Origin of the sequence: Sphingomonas sp. SORGH_AS_0870 (assembly GCF_031453175.1) — a bacterium.
Taxonomy (GTDB): Bacteria; Pseudomonadota; Alphaproteobacteria; order Sphingomonadales; family Sphingomonadaceae; genus Sphingomonas.
In genome coordinates, this window is sequence record NZ_JAVIYW010000002.1 from 936453 (window position 1) to 954907 (window position 18455).

At 67.3% G+C, this 18455-nt stretch carries 15 protein-coding genes; 4 read left to right on the forward strand and 11 right to left on the reverse strand.

Annotated features, from left to right (window positions below; translation table 11 throughout):
- Positions 1 to 84 precede the first annotated feature (84 nt).
- From QE363_RS04910 to ubiA, 7 genes are all read right to left on the reverse strand, one after another.
- Entirely contained in the window at positions 85 to 1710 is a 1626-nt protein-coding gene (locus QE363_RS04910) for an alpha-D-glucose phosphate-specific phosphoglucomutase (protein ID WP_309692569.1), read from the reverse strand.
- The gene (gene glgA, locus QE363_RS04915) at positions 1707 to 3158 is read right to left on the reverse strand and encodes a glycogen synthase GlgA (protein ID WP_309692572.1); all 1452 of its coding nucleotides are present in this window, start codon (positions 3156 to 3158) and stop codon (positions 1707 to 1709) included. Before glgA ends, QE363_RS04910 begins: the two co-directional genes overlap by 4 nt.
- A gap of 8 nt (positions 3159 to 3166) precedes the next feature.
- Complete coding sequence (gene glgC, locus QE363_RS04920) at positions 3167 to 4429, reverse strand: glucose-1-phosphate adenylyltransferase (protein ID WP_309692574.1); 1263 nt, start codon at positions 4427 to 4429, stop codon at positions 3167 to 3169.
- A gap of 78 nt (positions 4430 to 4507) precedes the next feature.
- Positions 4508 to 6661 (reverse strand): 1,4-alpha-glucan branching protein GlgB, encoded by a 2154-nt coding sequence (glgB, locus tag QE363_RS04925; RefSeq protein WP_309692577.1) that lies wholly within the window; start codon positions 6659 to 6661, stop codon positions 4508 to 4510.
- Complete coding sequence (locus QE363_RS04930; protein ID WP_309692579.1) at positions 6658 to 9090, reverse strand: glycogen/starch/alpha-glucan phosphorylase; 2433 nt, start codon at positions 9088 to 9090, stop codon at positions 6658 to 6660. The genes glgB and QE363_RS04930 overlap by 4 nt, the downstream gene beginning before the upstream one ends.
- 90 nt (positions 9091 to 9180) lie before the next feature.
- The gene (locus QE363_RS04935) at positions 9181 to 10491 is read right to left on the reverse strand and encodes an Nramp family divalent metal transporter (RefSeq protein ID WP_309692582.1); all 1311 of its coding nucleotides are present in this window, start codon (positions 10489 to 10491) and stop codon (positions 9181 to 9183) included.
- A 200-nt stretch (positions 10492 to 10691) separates the two neighbouring features.
- Positions 10692 to 11600, reverse strand: coding sequence for a 4-hydroxybenzoate octaprenyltransferase (ubiA, locus tag QE363_RS04940; protein WP_309692585.1), 909 nt, complete (start codon positions 11598 to 11600; stop codon positions 10692 to 10694).
- A 29-nt stretch (positions 11601 to 11629) separates the two neighbouring features.
- Here ubiA and QE363_RS04945 point away from each other — a divergent pair, with 29 nt between their 5' ends.
- Positions 11630 to 11833 (forward strand): hypothetical protein, encoded by a 204-nt coding sequence (locus tag QE363_RS04945; protein WP_309692589.1) that lies wholly within the window; start codon positions 11630 to 11632, stop codon positions 11831 to 11833.
- A gap of 244 nt (positions 11834 to 12077) precedes the next feature.
- Here QE363_RS04945 and QE363_RS04950 read toward each other — a convergent pair whose 3' ends face one another.
- Together QE363_RS04950 and ppk2 are read right to left on the reverse strand one after the other, a co-directional pair.
- Positions 12078 to 13085, reverse strand: coding sequence for a glycosyltransferase family 2 protein (locus QE363_RS04950; protein WP_309692592.1), 1008 nt, complete (start codon positions 13083 to 13085; stop codon positions 12078 to 12080).
- Positions 13086 to 13210: 125 nt separating this feature from the next.
- Positions 13211 to 13978: a polyphosphate kinase 2 gene (ppk2, locus tag QE363_RS04955; protein WP_309692595.1), complete on the reverse strand. Its 768-nt coding sequence runs from the start codon at positions 13976 to 13978 to the stop codon at positions 13211 to 13213.
- Between the two features lie 77 nt (positions 13979 to 14055).
- Between ppk2 and QE363_RS04960 the strand changes: the two genes are divergently transcribed.
- On the forward strand, positions 14056 to 14799 hold the full coding sequence (locus QE363_RS04960) for a 16S rRNA (uracil(1498)-N(3))-methyltransferase (protein ID WP_309692597.1): 744 nt from the start codon (positions 14056 to 14058) through the stop codon (positions 14797 to 14799).
- Between the two features lie 45 nt (positions 14800 to 14844).
- Positions 14845 to 16218 carry a glutamate--cysteine ligase gene (locus QE363_RS04965; protein ID WP_309692599.1) on the forward strand — a complete coding sequence of 458 codons (1374 nt, stop codon included), beginning with the start codon at positions 14845 to 14847 and terminating at the stop codon, positions 16216 to 16218.
- A gap of 90 nt (positions 16219 to 16308) precedes the next feature.
- Here QE363_RS04965 and QE363_RS04970 read toward each other — a convergent pair whose 3' ends face one another.
- Together QE363_RS04970 and QE363_RS04975 are read right to left on the reverse strand one after the other, a co-directional pair.
- Positions 16309 to 17577, reverse strand: coding sequence for a DUF1295 domain-containing protein (locus tag QE363_RS04970; protein WP_309692602.1), 1269 nt, complete (start codon positions 17575 to 17577; stop codon positions 16309 to 16311).
- 38 nt (positions 17578 to 17615) lie between these two features.
- Positions 17616 to 18032, reverse strand: a complete 417-nt coding sequence (locus tag QE363_RS04975) for a hypothetical protein (protein WP_309692604.1) — start codon at positions 18030 to 18032, stop codon at positions 17616 to 17618.
- 208 nt (positions 18033 to 18240) lie between these two features.
- On the opposite strand from QE363_RS04975, the gene QE363_RS04980 reads away from it, so the two are divergent.
- Entirely contained in the window at positions 18241 to 18444 is a 204-nt protein-coding gene (locus QE363_RS04980; protein WP_309692607.1) for a hypothetical protein, read from the forward strand.
- Positions 18445 to 18455: the final 11 nt, after the last annotated feature.

Genomic DNA, 18455 nt, shown 5'->3' on the forward strand with positions numbered 1-18455 from the left:
GAGGGGTGTCCCCGCTGATGGTGACACCCCTTCGTCAGTCCTGCGGACTGCCACCTCCCCTTGCAGGGGAGGAAGAAGGTGGGATCACGTCACCACATCGGGTTCGGTGCGGCCGGTATGCTGGGTGATGCCGGCGATCTCGTCCGCCGCGGCGATGATGTCGGCGAGCATCTCGGGCGTCTCGCGGTCGAGTTCGTCGGCCGAGTAACGCTCCAGATAGACGCGCAAGGTCGCACCGCTGGTGCCGGTGCCCGACAGGCGGAACACCACGCGGCTGCCACCCTCGAACAGCACGCGAATGCCCTGGTTGCGGCTGACCGACTGGTCGGTCGGGTCGGTATAGGCGAAGTCGTCCGCCGTCTCGACCGTCAGCTCGGCGAAACTTTCGCCCGGCAGGGTCGCCAGCTTGGCGCGCAGATCGGCCATCAGCGCATCGGCGCGCTCGCTCTCGACGCCCTCATAGTCGTGGCGCGCATAATAGTTGCGGCCATAGGTCGCCCAGTGATCGCGCGCGATCTGGTCGACCGACTTGCCCGAGGCGGCGAGGATGTTGAGCCAGAGCAGCACCGCCCACAGCCCATCCTTCTCGCGCACATGGTCCGAACCGGTGCCCGCGCTCTCCTCGCCACAGATGGTCGCCATCCCCGCATCGAGCAGGTTGCCGAAGAATTTCCACCCCGTCGGCGTCTCATAGGCCGGGATGCCCAGCTTCTCGGCCACCCGGTCGGCGGCGGCGCTGGTCGGCATCGAGCGGGCGATGCCCTTCAGCCCACCGGCATAGGCAGGCGCCAGATGCGCGTTCGCCGCCAGCATCGCCAGGCTGTCCGAGGGCGTGATGAAGCGCCCGCGCCCGATGATGAGATTGCGGTCGCCGTCCCCGTCCGAGGCTGCGCCGAAATCGGGCGCGTCCGCCGCCATCATCCGGTCGTACAATTCCTTGGCATGGACCAGATTGGGGTCGGGATGATGCCCGCCGAAATCGGGGAGCGGCGTGCCGTTGCGCACGGTGCCGGGCGCGAAGCCCAGCCGCTTTTCCAGGATCTCGGTCGCATAGGGGCCGGTGACCGCGCTCATCGCGTCGAACGACATGGTGAAGCCGCCCTCGACCGCCTTTTGGATCGCGGCGAAGTCGAACAGGCTCTCCATCAGCGCGGCATAATCGGCGACCGAGTCGATCACCTCGACCGTCATGTCGCCGACCGTCACCTCGCCTAGCGTGTCGAGATCGATGTCCGCCGCCTCGACGGTCAGCCAGCGGCTGATCGCCTTGGTGTTGGCGTGGATCGCGTCGGTCACCTTCTCCGGGGCGGGGCCGCCATTGGAGATATTGTACTTGATGCCGAAATCCTCGTCCGGCCCGCCCGGATTGTGGCTGGCCGACAGGACCAGGCCGCCCAGGGCCTTGCGCTGGCGGATCACGTTGCTGGCCGCCGGGGTCGACAGGATGCCGCCCTGGCCGACCACGACGCGGGCAAAGCCGTTCGCTGCGGCCATGCGGATCGCCACCTGGATGACCTCGCGGTTCAGGAAGCGGCCGTCGCCGCCGATGACCAGCGTCTGGCCGGTCTTCTCATCGCCCAGCGCGTCGAAGACCGACTGGACGAAATTCTCGGCGTAATGGGGTTGCTGGAACACCCGCACCTTCTTGCGCAGGCCCGAGGTGCCCGGCTTCTGGTCGAGATAGGGCTGAGTCGCGACGGTCTTGATCATTGGTCCCCCAAGACGGATCGGTAGAGTTCGGCATAGTGGCGGCCGCTATGGTGCCAGCTATAATCGGCATTCATGCCATTCACCTGAATGGTACGCCATTGGTCTTGATCGGCATAGAGTCTCATTGTGCGACGCAGCGCCGCGACGATATTGTCGGGGGTCATGTCGTCGAACTGAAGGCCCGTCGCCACACCCGCGGCCAGCGCGGCCTCGTTGGCGTCGATGATCGTGTCGGCCAGCCCGCCGGTCCGCGCGACCACGGGCACGCAGCCATAGGCCAGGCCGTAAAGCTGGGTCAGTCCGCACGGTTCGAAGCGAGAGGGGATGATGATCGCGTCGCATCCCCCTTGCAGCAGATGCGAGACCGGTTCGTCATAACCGATGCGCACCGAGACGCGGCCGGAATGGCGCAGCGCGGCGGTGGCGAAGGCGATCTCCAGCGCCGGGTCGCCGGTGCCCAGCACGACCAGCCGTCCGCCCATCGCGACCAGATCGTCGATGACCTCGACCAGCAGGTCCATGCCCTTTTGCCAGGTCAGGCGGCTGATGACGGTGAAGATCGGGCCGTCATCCCGCTCCAGCCCGAACTGCTCCTCGACCGCGCGCTTGTTGGCGGTGCGATCGTCCAGCGTGTCGACGGTGAAGGGGGCGGGCAGCGCGGCGTCGGCTTTCGGGCTCCAGATGGCGGGGTCGATACCGTTGACGATCCCGCTGACGCATTCGGCGCGGGCGGCGATCAGCCCTTCCAGCCCCATGCCATATTGCGGCCGGTGGATTTCCTCGGCGTAGGTCGGGCTGACCGTGGTGATCGCATCGGCGGTGCGCAGTCCCGCCTTCAGATAGCCGATCTGGCCGTAATATTCGACGCCGTCGACGCTCCACGCATAAGGCGGCAGGCCCAGATCGGGGAAGTGGTGCGCCGCGAACGAGCCCTGAAAGGCGATATTGTGGATGGTGACGATGCTCTTGGCGACCTTGCCGGGGCCGGGGGCATAATGGAGAAAGGCCGGGGCCAGCGCCGCCTGCCAGTCATGCGCATGGAGCAGGTCGAAGTCATAGCCCGGCACCGCGCCCGAGGCGAGGTCGGCGCCCGCCCGCGCCAGCACCGCGAAACGCCGCCAATTGTCGTGCCAGTCATGGCCGTCGGTATCGACATAGGGAAGCCCCTCGCGCTCATAGAGATGGGGCGCGTCGATGACGAGCAGCCGGTGCTCGCCGAGCCTGGCCTCGCGCAGCCAGGCCTCGGTGCCGATGATGTGCGGGAAGTGATGCACGCGCGGTGCGTCGCCGATCGCGCGCATGACCTTGGGAAAGCCGGGGATCAGCGTGGTGACGGCGATGTCGTGGGGGCTGAGCGCCTCGGGCAGCGCCCCCACGACATCGGCGAGGCCGCCGGTCTTGATGAGCGGGAACGCTTCCGAGGCGACCGACAGGACAGAGAGGGTCATGGGGACTTTCAGTTGGCCAGACGGTCGATCATCGGCTGGGTGATGAGGCAGATGCCCTTGTCGGTGCGCCGGAAACGCTGTCCGTCGAGCACCGGATCGTCGCCGACCACCAGCCCGTCGGGAATCCTGACGCCGCGATCCAGGATCACCCGCCGCAGCCGCGCGCCGCGCCCGATATGGCAGAAGGGCAGGACCACCGCCTCGTCCAGCATCGCGAAGCTGTGCGTGCGCACGCCCGTCGACAGCAGCGAGCGGTGGATCGACGACCCCGACACGATGCAGTCGCCCGCGACCAGGCTGGCCACCGCCGATCCGCGCCGTCCGTCGATGTCATGGACGAACTTGGCGGGGGGCGTGATCTCGGCATAGGTCCAGAGCGGCCAGCTGCGGTCGTACAGGTCGAGCTGCGGCACCACGTCGGTCAGGTCGAGGCTGGCCTCCCAATAGGCGTCGACCGTGCCGACATCGCGCCAATAGGCGCCGGGCTCGTCGCTGGAGCGCACGCAGGAGGCGGAGAAACGGTGCGCCTGGGCTTTGCCGTGCGCCACCAGATAGGGGATGATGTCTTTGCCGAAGTCGCGGCTCGACCCCGGCGTCTCGGCATCGCGGCGCAGCTGTTCGAACAGGAAGGCGGTGCGGAAGACATAGATGCCCAGCGACGCCAGCGACACGTCCGGATTGCCGGGGATGGAGGGCGGATCGGCGGGCTTTTCGACGAAATCGACGATGCGGTCGCTCTCGTCGACATGCATCACGCCAAAGGCGCTCGCCTCGGTCCGCGTCACCTCCAGACAGGCGACGGTGACGTCGGTGCCACTGTCGCAATGCTGCTGGAGCATCAGCTCATAGTCCATCTTGTAGACATGGTCGCCCGCCAGGATAACCATGAATTCGGGCGCATAGCTCTCGATGATGTCGATATTCTGGAACACCGCGTCGGCGGTGCCCTCATACCATTGGAATTCGCTGATCCGCTGGCTGGCGGGCAGGATGTCGAAGCTCTCGTTGCGTTCGTCGCGCAGGAAGTTCCAGCCGCGCTGGAGATGGCGGATCAGCGAGTGCGCCTTGTACTGGGTCGCGACGCCGATGCGGCGGATGCCGGAATTGATCGCGTTGGACAAGGCGAAGTCGATGATCCGCGCCTTGCCGCCGAAATAGACGGCGGGCTTGGCGCGGGTATCGGTCATCTCCATCAGGCGACTGCCGCGGCCGCCCGCCAGCACATAGGCCATGGCATCGCGCGCCAGCGGTTGTCCGCGCCTCAGGTCCATCGTCCGTCTCCCATTCTTCTGTCCGTATCGCAACGCGCCGGCCACGCGTTGATATTCGTGAAAAGGTCTAAATCTGGATCATCCGTCGAACCGCAGGATGACGGTGGCGAGCGGCGGCAGGGTGATCCAGGCCGCGCCGTCGCTGGCATCCACGCCCCCCATATTGCCCAGCCCCGATCCCCAATATTGGGCCGCGTCGGAGTTCAGCACCTCGGTCCAGCGGCCGTCATGCGGCAGCGGCAGGCGATAGGGCGCGCGGGCGACCGGGGTCATGTTGGCGACAACCGCGACCGGCTTCTCGCCCGGCGCCTTGCGCAGCCAGGCGAAGACCGAATGCGCACTGTCGTCGGCGACCAGCCATTCGAACCCCTCGGGCTCGCAATCGCGGGCGTGGAGCGCGGGCGTCTCGCGGTAGAGATGGTTGAGGTCGCGGACCAGCGAGCGGACGCCCTCATGCGCATGGCTGGTCCGCAGATGCCAGTCGAGCGCGCGCGCCTCCGACCATTCCTCGCGCTGGGCGAATTCCTGGCCCATGAACAGCAGCTTCTTGCCGGGATAGCCCCACATGAAGGCGTAATAGGCGCGCAGATTGGCGAATTTCTGCCAGTCGTCGCCCGCCATCTTGGTCAGCAGACTGCCCTTGCCGTGCACCACTTCGTCATGGCTGAGCGGCAGGACGAAATTCTCGTCGAATGCGTAATGCAGCCCGAACAGGATCTCGCCATGATGGTGCCGCCGATGCACCGGCTCGCGCGCCATATATTGGAGCGTGTCGTGCATGAAGCCCATGTTCCACTTGAACCCGAAGCCCAGCCCGCCGTCATGCGCGGGGGCGGAGACGCCGGGCCAGGCGGTGGATTCCTCGGCGACGGTGAAGACGCCGGGATGCTGGCCGTACACCTGGCGGTTGACCTGGCGGAGAAACTCGACCGCTTCCCAATTCTCGCGCCCGCCCTGTTCGTTGGGTACCCATTCGCCATCCTTGCGGCTGTAATCGCGGTACAGCATCGAGGCGACGGCATCCACGCGCAGGCCGTCGATATGGTAACGCTCGGGCCAGAACAGCGCGTTGTTGACCAGGAAGCTCGCCACCTCGCGCCGCCCGAAATTATAGATGGCGGTGTTCCAGTCGGGGTGGAAACCCTGGCGCGGGTCCTCATGCTCGTAGAGCGCGGTGCCGTCGAAATGCGACAGACCGTGCGCGTCGGTGGGGAAGTGCGCAGGCACCCAGTCGAGGATCACGCCGATCCCGGCCCGGTGCGCGCCGTCGACGAAGCGCGAAAACCCCTCCACATCGCCGAACCGCGCCGAGGGGGCGTAGAGGCCGGTCGTCTGATAGCCCCAGCTGGGGTCGTAGGGATGTTCGGAAATGGGCAGGAATTCGATATGGGTGAACCCCATCTCGACCACATAGGGGATCAGCCGGTCGGCCAGCGCGTCCCAGCTCAGATACCAGCCATTCTCGTCACGGTCCCACGACCCGGCATGAACCTCATAGATGCTGATCGGCACGCGGCGCGGATCGACGCCGGCCCAATGCTCGCGATGCTCCTTGTCCTGCCAGCGATGCTCGGGCGGGGCGGTGGTGATCGAGGCGGTCTTCGGGCGGAGTTCGGCGGCGAAGGCGAAGGGGTCGGCCTTCATCGGCTGTTCGGCGCCGTGGGGCCCGTGGATCGCGAACTTGTAGGCGCGCCCCTCGCCGATATCGGGGATGAAGATTTCCCAGACGCCGACATCCAGGCGGCGGCGCATGACATGGCGGCCGGGGTTCCAGTCATTGAAGTCGCCGACCACCGCCACCCGCTCGGCATTGGGGGCCCAGACCGCGAAATGCACGCCCGCCACGCCCTGATGCTCGATCAGATGCGCGCCCATCTTGTCATAGAGGCGGAAGTGATTGCCTTCGCCCATCAGGAAATCGTCGAGCGGCCCCAGCACCGGGCCGAAGCTGTAGGGATCGGTGATCCACCATTCCGCGCCGTGTCCGCTGGCGCAATATCTGACCGGCTGCGGCTCGCCCGTCACCGCGCCCTCGAACAGCCCGCGCGCGTCGACCTGCTTCAGTTCGCCCAACCGGTTGCCCGCCAGATCGAAGGCGGTCACCCGTTCCGCCCCCGGCACCACGGCGCGAAGGAACGTGCCGCCCGGTCCCTGATGAGGTCCCAGCAACGCGAAGGGATCGGCGTTGCGGCCCTCGATCAGGGCTTCCAGAGCGGCACGGGGTGGCTTCACATCACGTTCCAGATTTCCTCGGCATATTGCCGGATGGTGCGATCGGAGGAGAACCATCCGACTTTCGCGACATTGTGGATGGCCGAGGTCGCCCAGCCCGTCTGGTCCTGCCAGCGGGCATCGACCTGGCGCTGCGCGGCGGCATAGGCATCGAAATCGGCGGCGACCATGAACCAGTCGCCATCATACAGCCCGCCCATCAGTCCGGCATAACGGCCAGGATCGTCGGGCGAGAACACGCCCGAGGCGATGGCGGAGACGGCCTGGCGCAGTTCCGGGCTGTTCTCGATCACCTCGCGCGGATTGTAACCGTCGCGGCGCTTGGCGGCGACCTCGTCGGCGGTCAGGCCGAAGATGACGATATGATCGTCGCCGACATGCTCCTTGATCTCGACATTGGCGCCGTCGAGCGTGCCGATGGTCAGCGCGCCGTTGAGCGCGAACTTCATGTTGCCGGTGCCCGACGCTTCCATGCCCGCGGTCGAAATCTGCTCGGACAGGTCGGCGGCCGGGATGATCTTCTCGGCCAGGCTGACATTGTAGTTGGGCACGAAGCCGACCTTCAGCAGATGGCCGACGCTGGGGTCCGAATTGATCCGGCGGGCGACGTCGTTGGCCAGTTTGATGACCAGCTTGGCATTGTGATAGCTCGACGCCGCCTTGCCCGCGAACAGCTTCACGCGCGGGGTCCAGTCGCGCTCCGGATGGCTGCGGATCTGGTCATAGAGCGCTACCGTCTCGATGATGTTCAGCAGCTGGCGCTTATATTCGTGAATGCGTTTGATCTGGACGTCGAAGAGCGCATCGGGGTCCACGCGCAACCCGGTCGACTCTTTGAGATAATTTGCCAGCCCCACCTTGTTGGAACGTTTGATGGCGAGAAACCGTTCCCTGAAATTCGCGTCGTCCGCAAATTCCGTGAGCGCTATCAGTTTTTCCGCGTCATCCTCGAAGCCTGGCCCGATCGCCTCGCGGATCAGCGCGGTCAGTTGCGGGTTGCATTGCTGCAACCAGCGGCGCGGGGTGATGCCGTTGGTCTTGTTGTTGATCCGCGTCGGATAGAGGTGGTGGAGGTCGGCGAAGACCGTCTTCTTCATCAACTCGGTATGCAGCGCGGCGACGCCGTTGACGCTGTGGCTGCCCGCAAAGGCCAGGTTCGCCATGCGCACCCGGCGCTCGCCGCTCTCGTCGATCAGGCTGATCGCGGCGATGGCGCGGTCGTCCACGCCTTCCATCGCCCGCGCCTCGCGCAGCAGCTTGGCGTTGATCGCATAGATCAGCTGCATGTGGCGCGGCAGCAGCCGCTCGAACAGATGCAGCGGCCAGCTTTCCAGCGCCTCGGGCAGCAGCGTGTGGTTGGTATAGCCGAAGGTGCGGCGGGTGATGTCCCACGCCTGTTCGAATCCCAGGTCGTGATGATCGACCAGCAGCCGCATCAGCTCCGCGACCGACACCGCCGGATGGGTGTCGTTCAGCTGGATCGCCGCCTTGTCGGGCAGGGTGCGGATGTCGTGGAAATACTGGATATGCCGCCGGACGATGTCCTGGATCGAGGCGGAGGAGAAGAAATATTCCTGCCGCAGCCGCAGCTCCTGGCCGGCGGGCGAGCTGTCCGAGGGGTAGAGGATGCGGACCAGCGTCTCCGCCGCCACCTGTCCCGCCAGTGCGCCGGTATAGTCGCCCGCGTTGAACCGATCGAGCCGGATGGGGTCGATCGCCTGCGCGGTCCATAGCCGCAGCGTGTTGACCCGCTTGCCGCGCCAGCCGACGACGGGGGTGTCGACCGCGATCGCCTCGATCGCCTCGCCCGGCTTCCAGTGGACCGCGCCCGTCTCGGTGCCCACCACCTCGCCGCCGAAGCCGACGAAATAGGCGCTCTCGCGACGTTCGAACTCCCAGGGGTTGCCGTGGCTCAGCCAGGTCTCGGGCAGCTCGACCTGCCAGCCATCGTCGATCCGCTGGCGGAACATGCCGTTCACATAGCGGATGCCATAGCCATAGGCGGGCAGGTCGAGGCTGGCGAGGCTTTCCATGAAGCACGCCGCCAGCCGTCCCAGGCCGCCATTGCCCAGTGCGGCGTCGGGTTCCATCTCCTCCAGATCGGCCAGGTCGACGCCCAGCGACTGGAGCGCGCCCGCGACCTGCGCCATCACCCCCAGATTGGACAGCGCGTCGCGCAGCAGCCGCCCAATCAGGAATTCCAGGCTGAGATAATAGACGCGCTTGGCGCCCGCCGCATGCGCTTCGCGGGTGGAGGCCATCCAGCGCTCGATGATGTCGTTGCGCACGGTCAGGATGGTCGCGGCCAGCCAGTCGTGGCGGCGGGCATTGGCGGCATCCTTGCCGATCCGGTGGACCAGCGTGTCGACGATCGCATCGGCCAGCGGCCCGGTATCGTCGACGTGCAGGGTGGTGATGGTGGTCGTCATTGATTCGGCGATCCCTGTGTCCCAGTTCTCGCCAGATTAACGGGGCCCGATCCGAAGTCACGCGCCAACCTCTCGCCACCGCGAAACCGTTCAGCCGGTGGCGATTCCCCAGAGCAGGGTGAGGTTGAGGACGATGATCGTCGCCGCGATGATCCAGGCCAGGATGCGCAGCCAGACCGGACTGGCGAACGGCCCCATCATGGCCTTGTTCGCGGTGAAGCGGACCAGCGGCACCACGGCGAAGGGCAGTTGCAGGCTGAGGATCACCTGGCTGAGCACGAGGAGCCTGGTCGCCCCCGCCTGGCCGCTGGCGCCGACGACCAGCACGGCGGGAATGATCGCGAGACCGCGGGTGATCAGCCGCCGCAGCCAGGGCGCGAGCCGGAGGTCGAGGAAACCCTCCATCACGATCTGCCCCGCCAGCGTTCCCGTCACGGTCGAATTCTGGCCCGAGGCGAGCAGCGCCACGCCGAACACCACGCTCGCCGCGCCCGCACCCAGCATGGGGGCGAGCAGGCGATAGGCCTGGTCGATCTCGGCGACGTCGGTGCGGCCCGCGACATGGAAGGTCGCCGCCGCCACGATCAGGATCGCGGCATTGATGAAAAAGGCGAAGAACAGCGCCACCGTGCTGTCGATCGTCGCCATCTTTATGGCGTCGCGCTTGCCCTCGGTCGTCAGGCCGAAGGCGCGGGTCTGCACCACCGAGGAATGGAGGTAGAGATTGTGCGGCATCACCGTCGCGCCGAGAATGCCGATGGCGATGTACAGCATCGCCGGATCGGTCACGATCCGCGTCGTGGGCACGAACCCCGCCAGCACCGCGCCCGGATCGGGGCGCGAGGCGATCAGCTCATAGAGGAAGCAGCCGCCGATGATGAGGAGGAGCGCGATGATGAACGCCTCGACCTTGCGGAAGCCGTAACGCTGGAGCGCGAGGATCAGGAAGACGTCGAATCCGGTAATCAGCACGCCCCAGACCAGCGGCAGGTCGAACAGCAGTTGCAGCGCGATGGCGGTGCCCAGCACCTCGGCCAGGTCGCAGGCGATGATCGCGATCTCGCACAGCAGCCACAGGATGCGCGAAACCGGCTTGGAATAGGCCGCGCGGCATGCCTGTGCCAGGTCCAGCCCGGCGGCGATGCCCAGCCGCGCCGACAGTGCCTGGAGGATCATCGCCATGATGTTGGACAGCAGGATGACCGACAGCAGCGCATAGCCATAGGCCGATCCGCCCGCGATGTCGGTCGCCCAGTTGCCGGGGTCCATATAGCCGACCGCGACCAGATAGCCCGGCCCCGCAAAGGCGAACAGCCGCCGCAGGAAGGACGCGCCTTCCGGAATGGCGATCGAGCGATGGCTTTCGGCAAGCGAGCGGGTGGCGGGCGTGGCTACGGTCATCGACCTTCAGATGTGACGGAGTTTCCGCAACGCGACAACCCGCCAAAGCGTTGCGCTGGGTAAGTTTGGCGAGGGTTTTCAATTCCTCCCCTGCAAGGGGAGGTGGCAGGGCGAAGCCCTGACGGAGGGGTGTCGCGCTACCGAGAGGGGGACACCCCTCCGACGCGCTGCGCGCGCCACCTCCCCTTGCAGGGGAGGAATCAGAGGGACGACCCCACCACCGCACAGGCCAGCGCCATCAGCAGCCCGGCGAAGCGGTTCGAGCGGAACCGATACAGCGCCCCGGCCCCGTCATCGGGCGCCAGCGTCGCGACCTGCCACCCCAGATGCAACGCCACCGGCACCAGCGCGGCGACCGCCAGCACGTCCGGCCGCACCAGCCAGATCGCCCCCGCCCAGCACAGCAGCGCCACCGTATAAAAGGCGCCCACGCCCGGCTTCACATAGGCCCCCATGCGCAGCGCCGAGGAGCGCACGCCGATAAGGGCATCGTCCTCGCGGTCCTGCAGCGCATAGATGGTGTCATAGCCGATCACCCAGGCGATCGACCCGGCATAGAGCAGCCAGAGCGGCGCGGAGAGCGCGCCCGCCACCTCGGCCCAGCCGACCAGCGCGGCCCAGCTGAACACCATGCCCAGCCACGCCTGCGGCCACCAGGTGATCCGCTTCATGAAGGGATAGGCGGCGACGGGCGCCAGACTGGCGAGCGCGACGATGGCGGCCAGCGGGCGCAGCTGCACCAGCACGACCAGCCCGATCAGGCAGAGCGCGACCAGCCAGATCGCGGCCAGCTTCACCGATACCAAGCCGGAGGGGATGGGCCGCGCGCGGGTTCGGGCGACCTGCGCGTCCAGATCGCGGTCGACAATGTCGTTGAAGACGCAGCCCGCGCCGCGCATCGCGATCGATCCCAGCAGGAACCACAGGATCAGCGGCCAGCGATCCGGCAGGCCGCCCGCCAGCGCGATCGCCCAGACGCCGGGCCAGAACAACAGCCACCAGCCGATCGGCCGGTCGAACCTGGCCAGCAGCGCCAGCCCGCGCAGGCGGGGCGGCAACCGCCCGACCAGTCCCTTATGCTCGCTATCGGGTACGATCTCGATGGTCATTCTCATCGCCTATGGGGGCGACCCGTGGCGTGCAAGCCCGTTCGCGGCTATCCTGCGTCGGTGATCCTCCCGCCATCTTCCGTTTCATGATCGGCCTGTCGGTCGCCGTCGGCCGCTTCGTCGAGGCCCTGTTCTGGGCGATCCTGCGCGTGGCGGGGATGGTGGGCGGCGTCGTGCTGGCCGTGGCGCTCGCCCTCGCGCTGGCCTGGTGGCTGATCCGGCGGCGGCGCTAGGGCCGATCCCTTCCTTCCCTCGCCCCTCGCAGAGGGGAGAGGGTTGCGCAGACTTGGTCTTTGCGAGAGCAAAGGCCTAGTCGGAGCTGGGTGAGGGGTGGGCGCTCGCGAAGCGAGCGCGCGAGCCTACAGGCTCGCTCAACCCCTCACCCAAGCTGCGCTAGCCAGCAGGCTGGCAAGCTTCGCTAACCCTCTCCCCTGTCCAGGGGAGAGGGAAGGAAGGCATTGCTGAATGTCGATCCGCCTAGGCGGCCAGCATCGCCAATTGCGAGCGGACGATGTCGAGGCTCTGCTGCGCCAGATGGCTGCCGCGTCCGGCGACGCTGCCGTCCAGATCGGGGCGCTCGCCGATGGCCAGACAGCGTTCCCACGCGCTTTGCGCCAAGGGCAGCCAATGGCCGATCGCCTGTGCCGGATCGGCCATCGCCTGGTCGAACAGCACATCCCCCAGCACATAGAAATAATCGGGCGACTCGGGCCATTGTCCGAATTCGGCATCGGCCAGCGCCACCGCATCGGGCAGCCGCCCCGCGCAGGAGAGGAGCGGGATGGCGGCAGTGACCAGGGCGTGGCGCCAACCCGCCTCGCGCGGGGCCGTCGCCAGCGCGCGCATCACATAATCGCATGCCATCGGCAGGTCGCGGCGCGCCTGGGCCTCCATGCCGAACTGGAACATCAGATAGGGGTTGTTGGGCTGCTCGGCGAGTTCGCGCAGCAGCAGCGCATAGTTGCGGTCGCGCTTCCTGGCCTTCTGGGCGGCAAGATAGCCATCATGGCCGATGTGCAGCGGGATGCGCGCCTGGGGGGCGAGGGAGACGACCTGTTCGTGAACCCGCCCCTCGTAACGGGCACCGCGCGGCAGCAATCGCGGAATCCAGCAGCGCGTCGGGTCGGCGCTGCCCTCCACGGCATTCTCGATACAGGCAAAGCCCAATCGCGGCGGCCCGGCGCACCAGCGGCGCAGCCGCTTGCCGCCGTCGCGAATCCACTCGTCGGCGTCGAGCACCAGGTTCCAGTCGGCATCGGCCAAATCCAGCACATGGTTGCGCGCGGCGGCGAAGTCGTCGGGCCAGGGCAGGTGATGCACCTCCGCCCCCGCCGCCTGCGCGATGGCGACCGTGTCGTCGGTCGACCCGGTGTCGAGCACCACCATGCGGTCGACCCAGGGGGCGATGCTCGACAGGCAGCGGGCGATGCAGCGCGCTTCGTTCCGGGCGATCAGCGTCGCGGCGATCCGCGGGGAGGAAGGCATTGGGGTCGATCCTCGATGAGGGCGTTTGCCGGGATAAAGCCATATCCTGGTAAAGATCGGCCTAAGAAGCGGCCCGAAAACGTCCCGAGGTCACGCGTCAGCAGTACCGGCCCGTGCGGCGCCGCCTATCGCGCCAGCCGACCATCCTCCAGCGCGGCCATGTCGAATGCGAACAGCAGTTCGGGGTCGGGCGCGTCGACCGTCTCGGCGATCTTGGCGGGCGCGATGCGGTGGAGGATATGGCGGATGATCGCGATCCGCGCGTCTTTCTTGTCGTCGGCGCGCACCACATGCCACGGCGCGAAGGGGGTGTGGGTGCGGGTCAGCATCGTGTCGCGCGCCGCCGAATATTCGGCCCATTTGGCCTGCGCGACCTTGTCCATGTCGGACACCTTCAGCGCCTTGAGCGGATCGGTGCGCCTGGCCTCCAGCCGTTCGGCCTGCTCCTTCTTCGAGATGTCGAGCCAGATCTTGACCAGGCGGATGCCGCTTTCGACCAGCATCCGTTCGAAATCGGGCGCATCGCGCAGGAAGGCCTCCTGCTCCGTGGCGGTGGAAAAGCCCATCACGACCTCGACGCCGGCGCGGTTGTACCAGCTGCGGTTGAAGATCACGATCTCGCCCGCCGCGGGCAGATGCGCGACATAGCGCTGGAAATACCATTGGGTGCGTTCGCGGTCGGACGGCTTGGGCAGCGCGACGACGCGGGTCGCGCGGACCGAAAGATGTTCGGTGATCCGCTTGATCGTCCCGTCCTTGCCCGCGCCGTCGCGGCCCTCCAGCACGATGACGACGCGCTCGTCCGATTGGGCGTCCGAGCCCGTCATCGCCATCTGGGTGCGGACCAGTGCCAGTTGCAGCGCTTCGAGTTCTTCCTGGTAATGCTTGCCCATTCGTGCCTCCTTGGCATGAAGAAACACCCGAAACCGCAAAAGTGGCAAGCCGCGCGCGAGCCGTGTAAGCGGGCCCCATGCCCGCTACTCCCGCCTGGCCGCCGCAATCCACGCCCCGCCTGTTCGTCGACCAGATGCTGGGCGAGGGGCCGATCCGCATCGACGGACCCGCCGCCCATTATCTGGTCTCGGTGATGCGCACCAAGGTCGGCGATCCGGTCAAGCTGTTCGACGACCGGACCGGCGAATGGCTGGGCATCGCGGCCTCGGTCGGCAAGCGCGACCTGACGCTCGACGTGACCGAGATGCTGCGCGCGCGCGAAGCGGTGCCCGATCTGTGGCTCTGCGCCGCGCCGCTGAAGAAGGGGCGGGTCGACTGGCTGGCCGAAAAGGCGTGCGAGTTGGGCGTGGCGCGGTTGGTCCCCGTCGTCACCCGCCGCACCGTGGTCGACAAGCCTAATACCGAGCGGCTGCGCGCGCATATGATCGAGGCGGCCGAACAATGCGGCCGCACCGCGCTTCCGCAAGTGGCCGAGCCGGTGAAGCTGCCCGCGCTGCTGCGCGACTGGCCCGAAGGTCGCGCGCTGTTCTTCGCCGACGAGACCGGCGGCGTGCCCGCGCTGGAGGCGATGCGCGCGCATGACGGCCCGGCGGCGATCCTGATCGGGCCGGAGGGCGGCTTCGACGCCGAGGAGCGCGCGGCGATCCGCGCGCATCCGGGCGCGATCGGCATCGGCCTGGGGCCGCGTATCCTGCGCGCCGACACGGCGGCGGCGGCGGCGGTGTCCCTCTGGATGGCGGCGGCGGGCGACTGGCGTTGATTCAGCCTATGGCGTCTCCGCGCGCGCCCGCGTAAGGCGCGGTTCATGAGCACCAAGACCGCGAGCACCGCCAAGGGCGCCATCATCGAGTCGCGCGATCAGCTGATCGCAAGCTTTGCCCGCGGCGAGAAGCCGAGCGACCGCTGGCGGATCGGCACCGAGCACGAGAAGTTCGTCTATGCGCTGGGCGATCATCACGCCCCCTCCTATGACGAGGCGTCGGGCATCCGCGCGCTGCTGGGGCAGCTCGAACAATATGGCTGGACCCCGGTCCTGGAAGGCGACAACGTCATCGCGCTGACCGGTGCGGACGGCTCGATCAGCCTGGAGCCCGCCGGGCAGTTCGAGCTGTCGGGCGCGCCGCTCGACAATCTGCACCAGACCTGTGCCGAGACGGGCCGCCACCTGCAACAGGTGAAGGCGGCGGGCGACACGCTGGGCCTGGGCTTTCTGGGCCTGGGCATGTGGCCGGACAAGACCCGCGCCGAGCTGCCGATCATGCCCAAGGGGCGCTATGCGATCATGCTGCGCCACATGCCGCGCGTCGGCTCGCTCGGGCTCGACATGATGCTGCGGACCTCCACCATCCAGGTGAACCTGGATTACGCGTCCGAGGCCGACATGGTGAAGAAGTTCCGCGTCGGGCTGGCGTTGCAGCCGCTGGCAACCGCGCTGTTCGCCAACTCGCCCTTCACGGAAGGGAAACCCAACGGCAAGCTGTCCTTCCGCAGCCATATCTGGTCGGACACCGACCCCGCGCGCACCGGCATGCTGCCCTTCGTGTTCGAGGACGGGTTCGGCTATGAGCGTTATGCCGACTATGCGCTCGATGTGCCGATGTACTTCGTCTACCGCGACGGAAAATATATCGACGCCGCCGGGCTGTCCTTCCGCGACTTCCTGAAGGGCGAGCTGTCGGTCCTGCCGGGCGAGCGGCCGACGATCGACGACTGGAACGACCATCTGTCGACCGCCTTCCCCGAGGTGCGGTTGAAGACCTTCCTCGAGATGCGCGGCGCCGATGGCGGTCCCTGGAACCGCATCTGCGCGCTGCCCGCGCTGTGGGTCGGATTGCTGTACGACGATGCGGCGCTCGATGCCGCCTGGGATCTGGTCAAGGGCTGGTCGCTGGACGAGCGGCAGGCGCTGCGCGACGCGGTGCCCGAGCTGGCGCTCGATGCCCCGCTGCCGGGCGGCGGGCGGCTGCGCGACATTGCGGGCGAGGTGCTCGACATCGCCCATGCCGGGCTGGCGGCGCGTGCGCGGCTGAACGGGGCGGGGGATAACGAGACCGGCTTCCTCGACCCGCTGCGCGAGATCGTCCGCTCGGGCAAGGTGCCCGCGCAGGTGCTGCTCGACCGCTATCACGGCGAATGGGGCGGGGACATCTCGCGGGTCTATGGCGAGGCGAGCTTCTGAGGGAGTTGCCTGGGCTTCGATTTCGCTCAGCCTGAACGGATCACAGGGAAAAACCTCCGTTCAGCCTCAGCGAAGTCGAAGGCCAAGGGCTCAACCCCGCCCCGAAACCCACCGAAAGAAGCGCGGCACTAGCCCGTACCGCGCCATCCAGTCATCATAATCCCGATACGCCGGATCGGCCGACAGATGCCGCTCCTCGGTCTTGGCGCGCCAGTAATAGACCCCGCTGACCACGCCGAGCAGCAGCGTGCTGCGCATCGCATCCCCCCAGCTTCCGGTCGACAGGACGGGCACGGTCGCGATCCACCAGAAGATGTTCTTCGACAGATAGGCCGGATGCCGCGACACCGCATAGGGGCCATGGGTCAGGATGCCCCGGTGCGTCAGGTTGGAAAAGCGAAGCCCGAACGCCACCGTCGCCCAGGCATAGATGGCGGTCAGCGCCACCAGCACCGCACCGATCGCGGCCAGCACCACCGGATGCCCGGCGAACCAATGGCTCCACGGCGCGGTGCCCGGGCGATAGTCGAGCGGGCCGCCATCGGTCATCAGGATCGTCGGCGGGTAGCAGATCAGCGCCGCCATCCACGCCGCCGCATAGGGATTGGCCGAGCGGATATGCGCATCGAGCGGTCGCATGGTCAGCATATAGCCGACCGTCGCAAAGGCCACGTCGATCAGGAACATCAGCGTGATCAACCAGTTGGCCAGCGCCACCGGATCGCGCATCAGGGTCGGCAGGTCGCCGTCGACAAAGGCGGCAAATCCCCCCGGCACCACCCCCAGCATGAAGGCCAGGAAAAAGGTCTTCACCCCCCAGGCACGCAGATGCGCGTGGATCGCCTGCGGCTCGACGCCCTTCTGTCCGGTCAGCCAGGCCCCCAGGCTCCACGCGCCGTCCCTGGGCTCGACCAGCCGCCGGTCGAGCCACAAGACATAGGGGATCGACCCCAGGAACAGCACGGGCGCCAGCCATCCCAGGCACCACATGGCAAAGGCGAAGCTGCCCTGCCAATAGAAGCGGAACGTCATGTAGATCAGCGCGATACCCGCAAAGGTCGCCCAGAAACCGGCCAGCTTGGTCAGGCTGATGTCCAGCGTCTCGCGGGGCTTGCGCGGATTGGCCCAGTCGATCCCGGTCGAGGGGTTGCGATGCACCTGGTCGACCAGCAGCGACCACAGGATCATCGGCACCGCCACGGCGACCAGATGGGTCAGCGCGGCATAGGGCCCGTCGAGATGGCGGTAATAGGCAAAGCCGAGCCAGGCCAGCGATCCCGCCAGCCCCGCCAGCCCCACGCCGTGCCCGACCGCCGAGGCGGGGCGGGGCGGGCGGGGCGGGGCGGCGACTTCGGACATCAGGCGGGCACCCCTAGCGCAATTTGGTAAGCGAGGCGTTAGGCCGGATCGGCCTCGGGCTCCGTTTCCAGGATTCGCCGGATTTCATCCTGTTCGATCCCGAACGCCGCAGCCAGTCCGCCCAGCGACGCGCCCCGCTTGGCCAGTTCGCGAATCCGCCCCTCATCGACCAGCGTGGTATAGCCGCGCGTGTCGCGTTGCTCGCGCACCACGTCCTTGCGACCCGAGGTGCGGTGGCGCTTGGCGGCGGCGGCATGCGGATCGCGCGCGGCGGCGGCCATTTCCTGCTCACGCCGGGCGGTCCGCTCGGCCTCGCGTGCGGCCGTGTCGCGCACGCGATTGGCCATGCGGGCCTCCATCCGGTCGGCCATGATCGCGGCCCGCTCGCCCGCCCGAGCTTCGCGCGCCTTCGCACGGGCGGCGGCCCGTTCCTCCAGAGTGTCGTTCGTGCGCACGCGCAATCCACCGCGCGGTGGGGACACGCCCCAGCTGTCATCGACCAAGATTCAGGCTTTCCACCATCATATCCGCGCCCGGCTCTATAGCGCCACGCCCCCGTGGTGCCAGTCCCGATCGACGAACCCGTAACGGCAGGGCGCGACGAGGAAACCGCAACGCGATCCGCTTGTTATCTCCGATAATAATCCAGGATGGGAGGATGCGATGGACCCGATGTTCGACCCGGATCTGATCGAATATGTGGACGATGCGACCCTGCTGACTGCGCTGGCCACCATCGCGGTCGCGCCGGAGCGGGGCGACCGCACCGTCATCCTCGCCGAGATCGCCCGGCGCGACCTTGGGCCGCTGACGATCACGCACGACCCAGCGCCGACCACGCCGATGATCGCCGAAATGCGCGCCTGACCGCCCAGGGC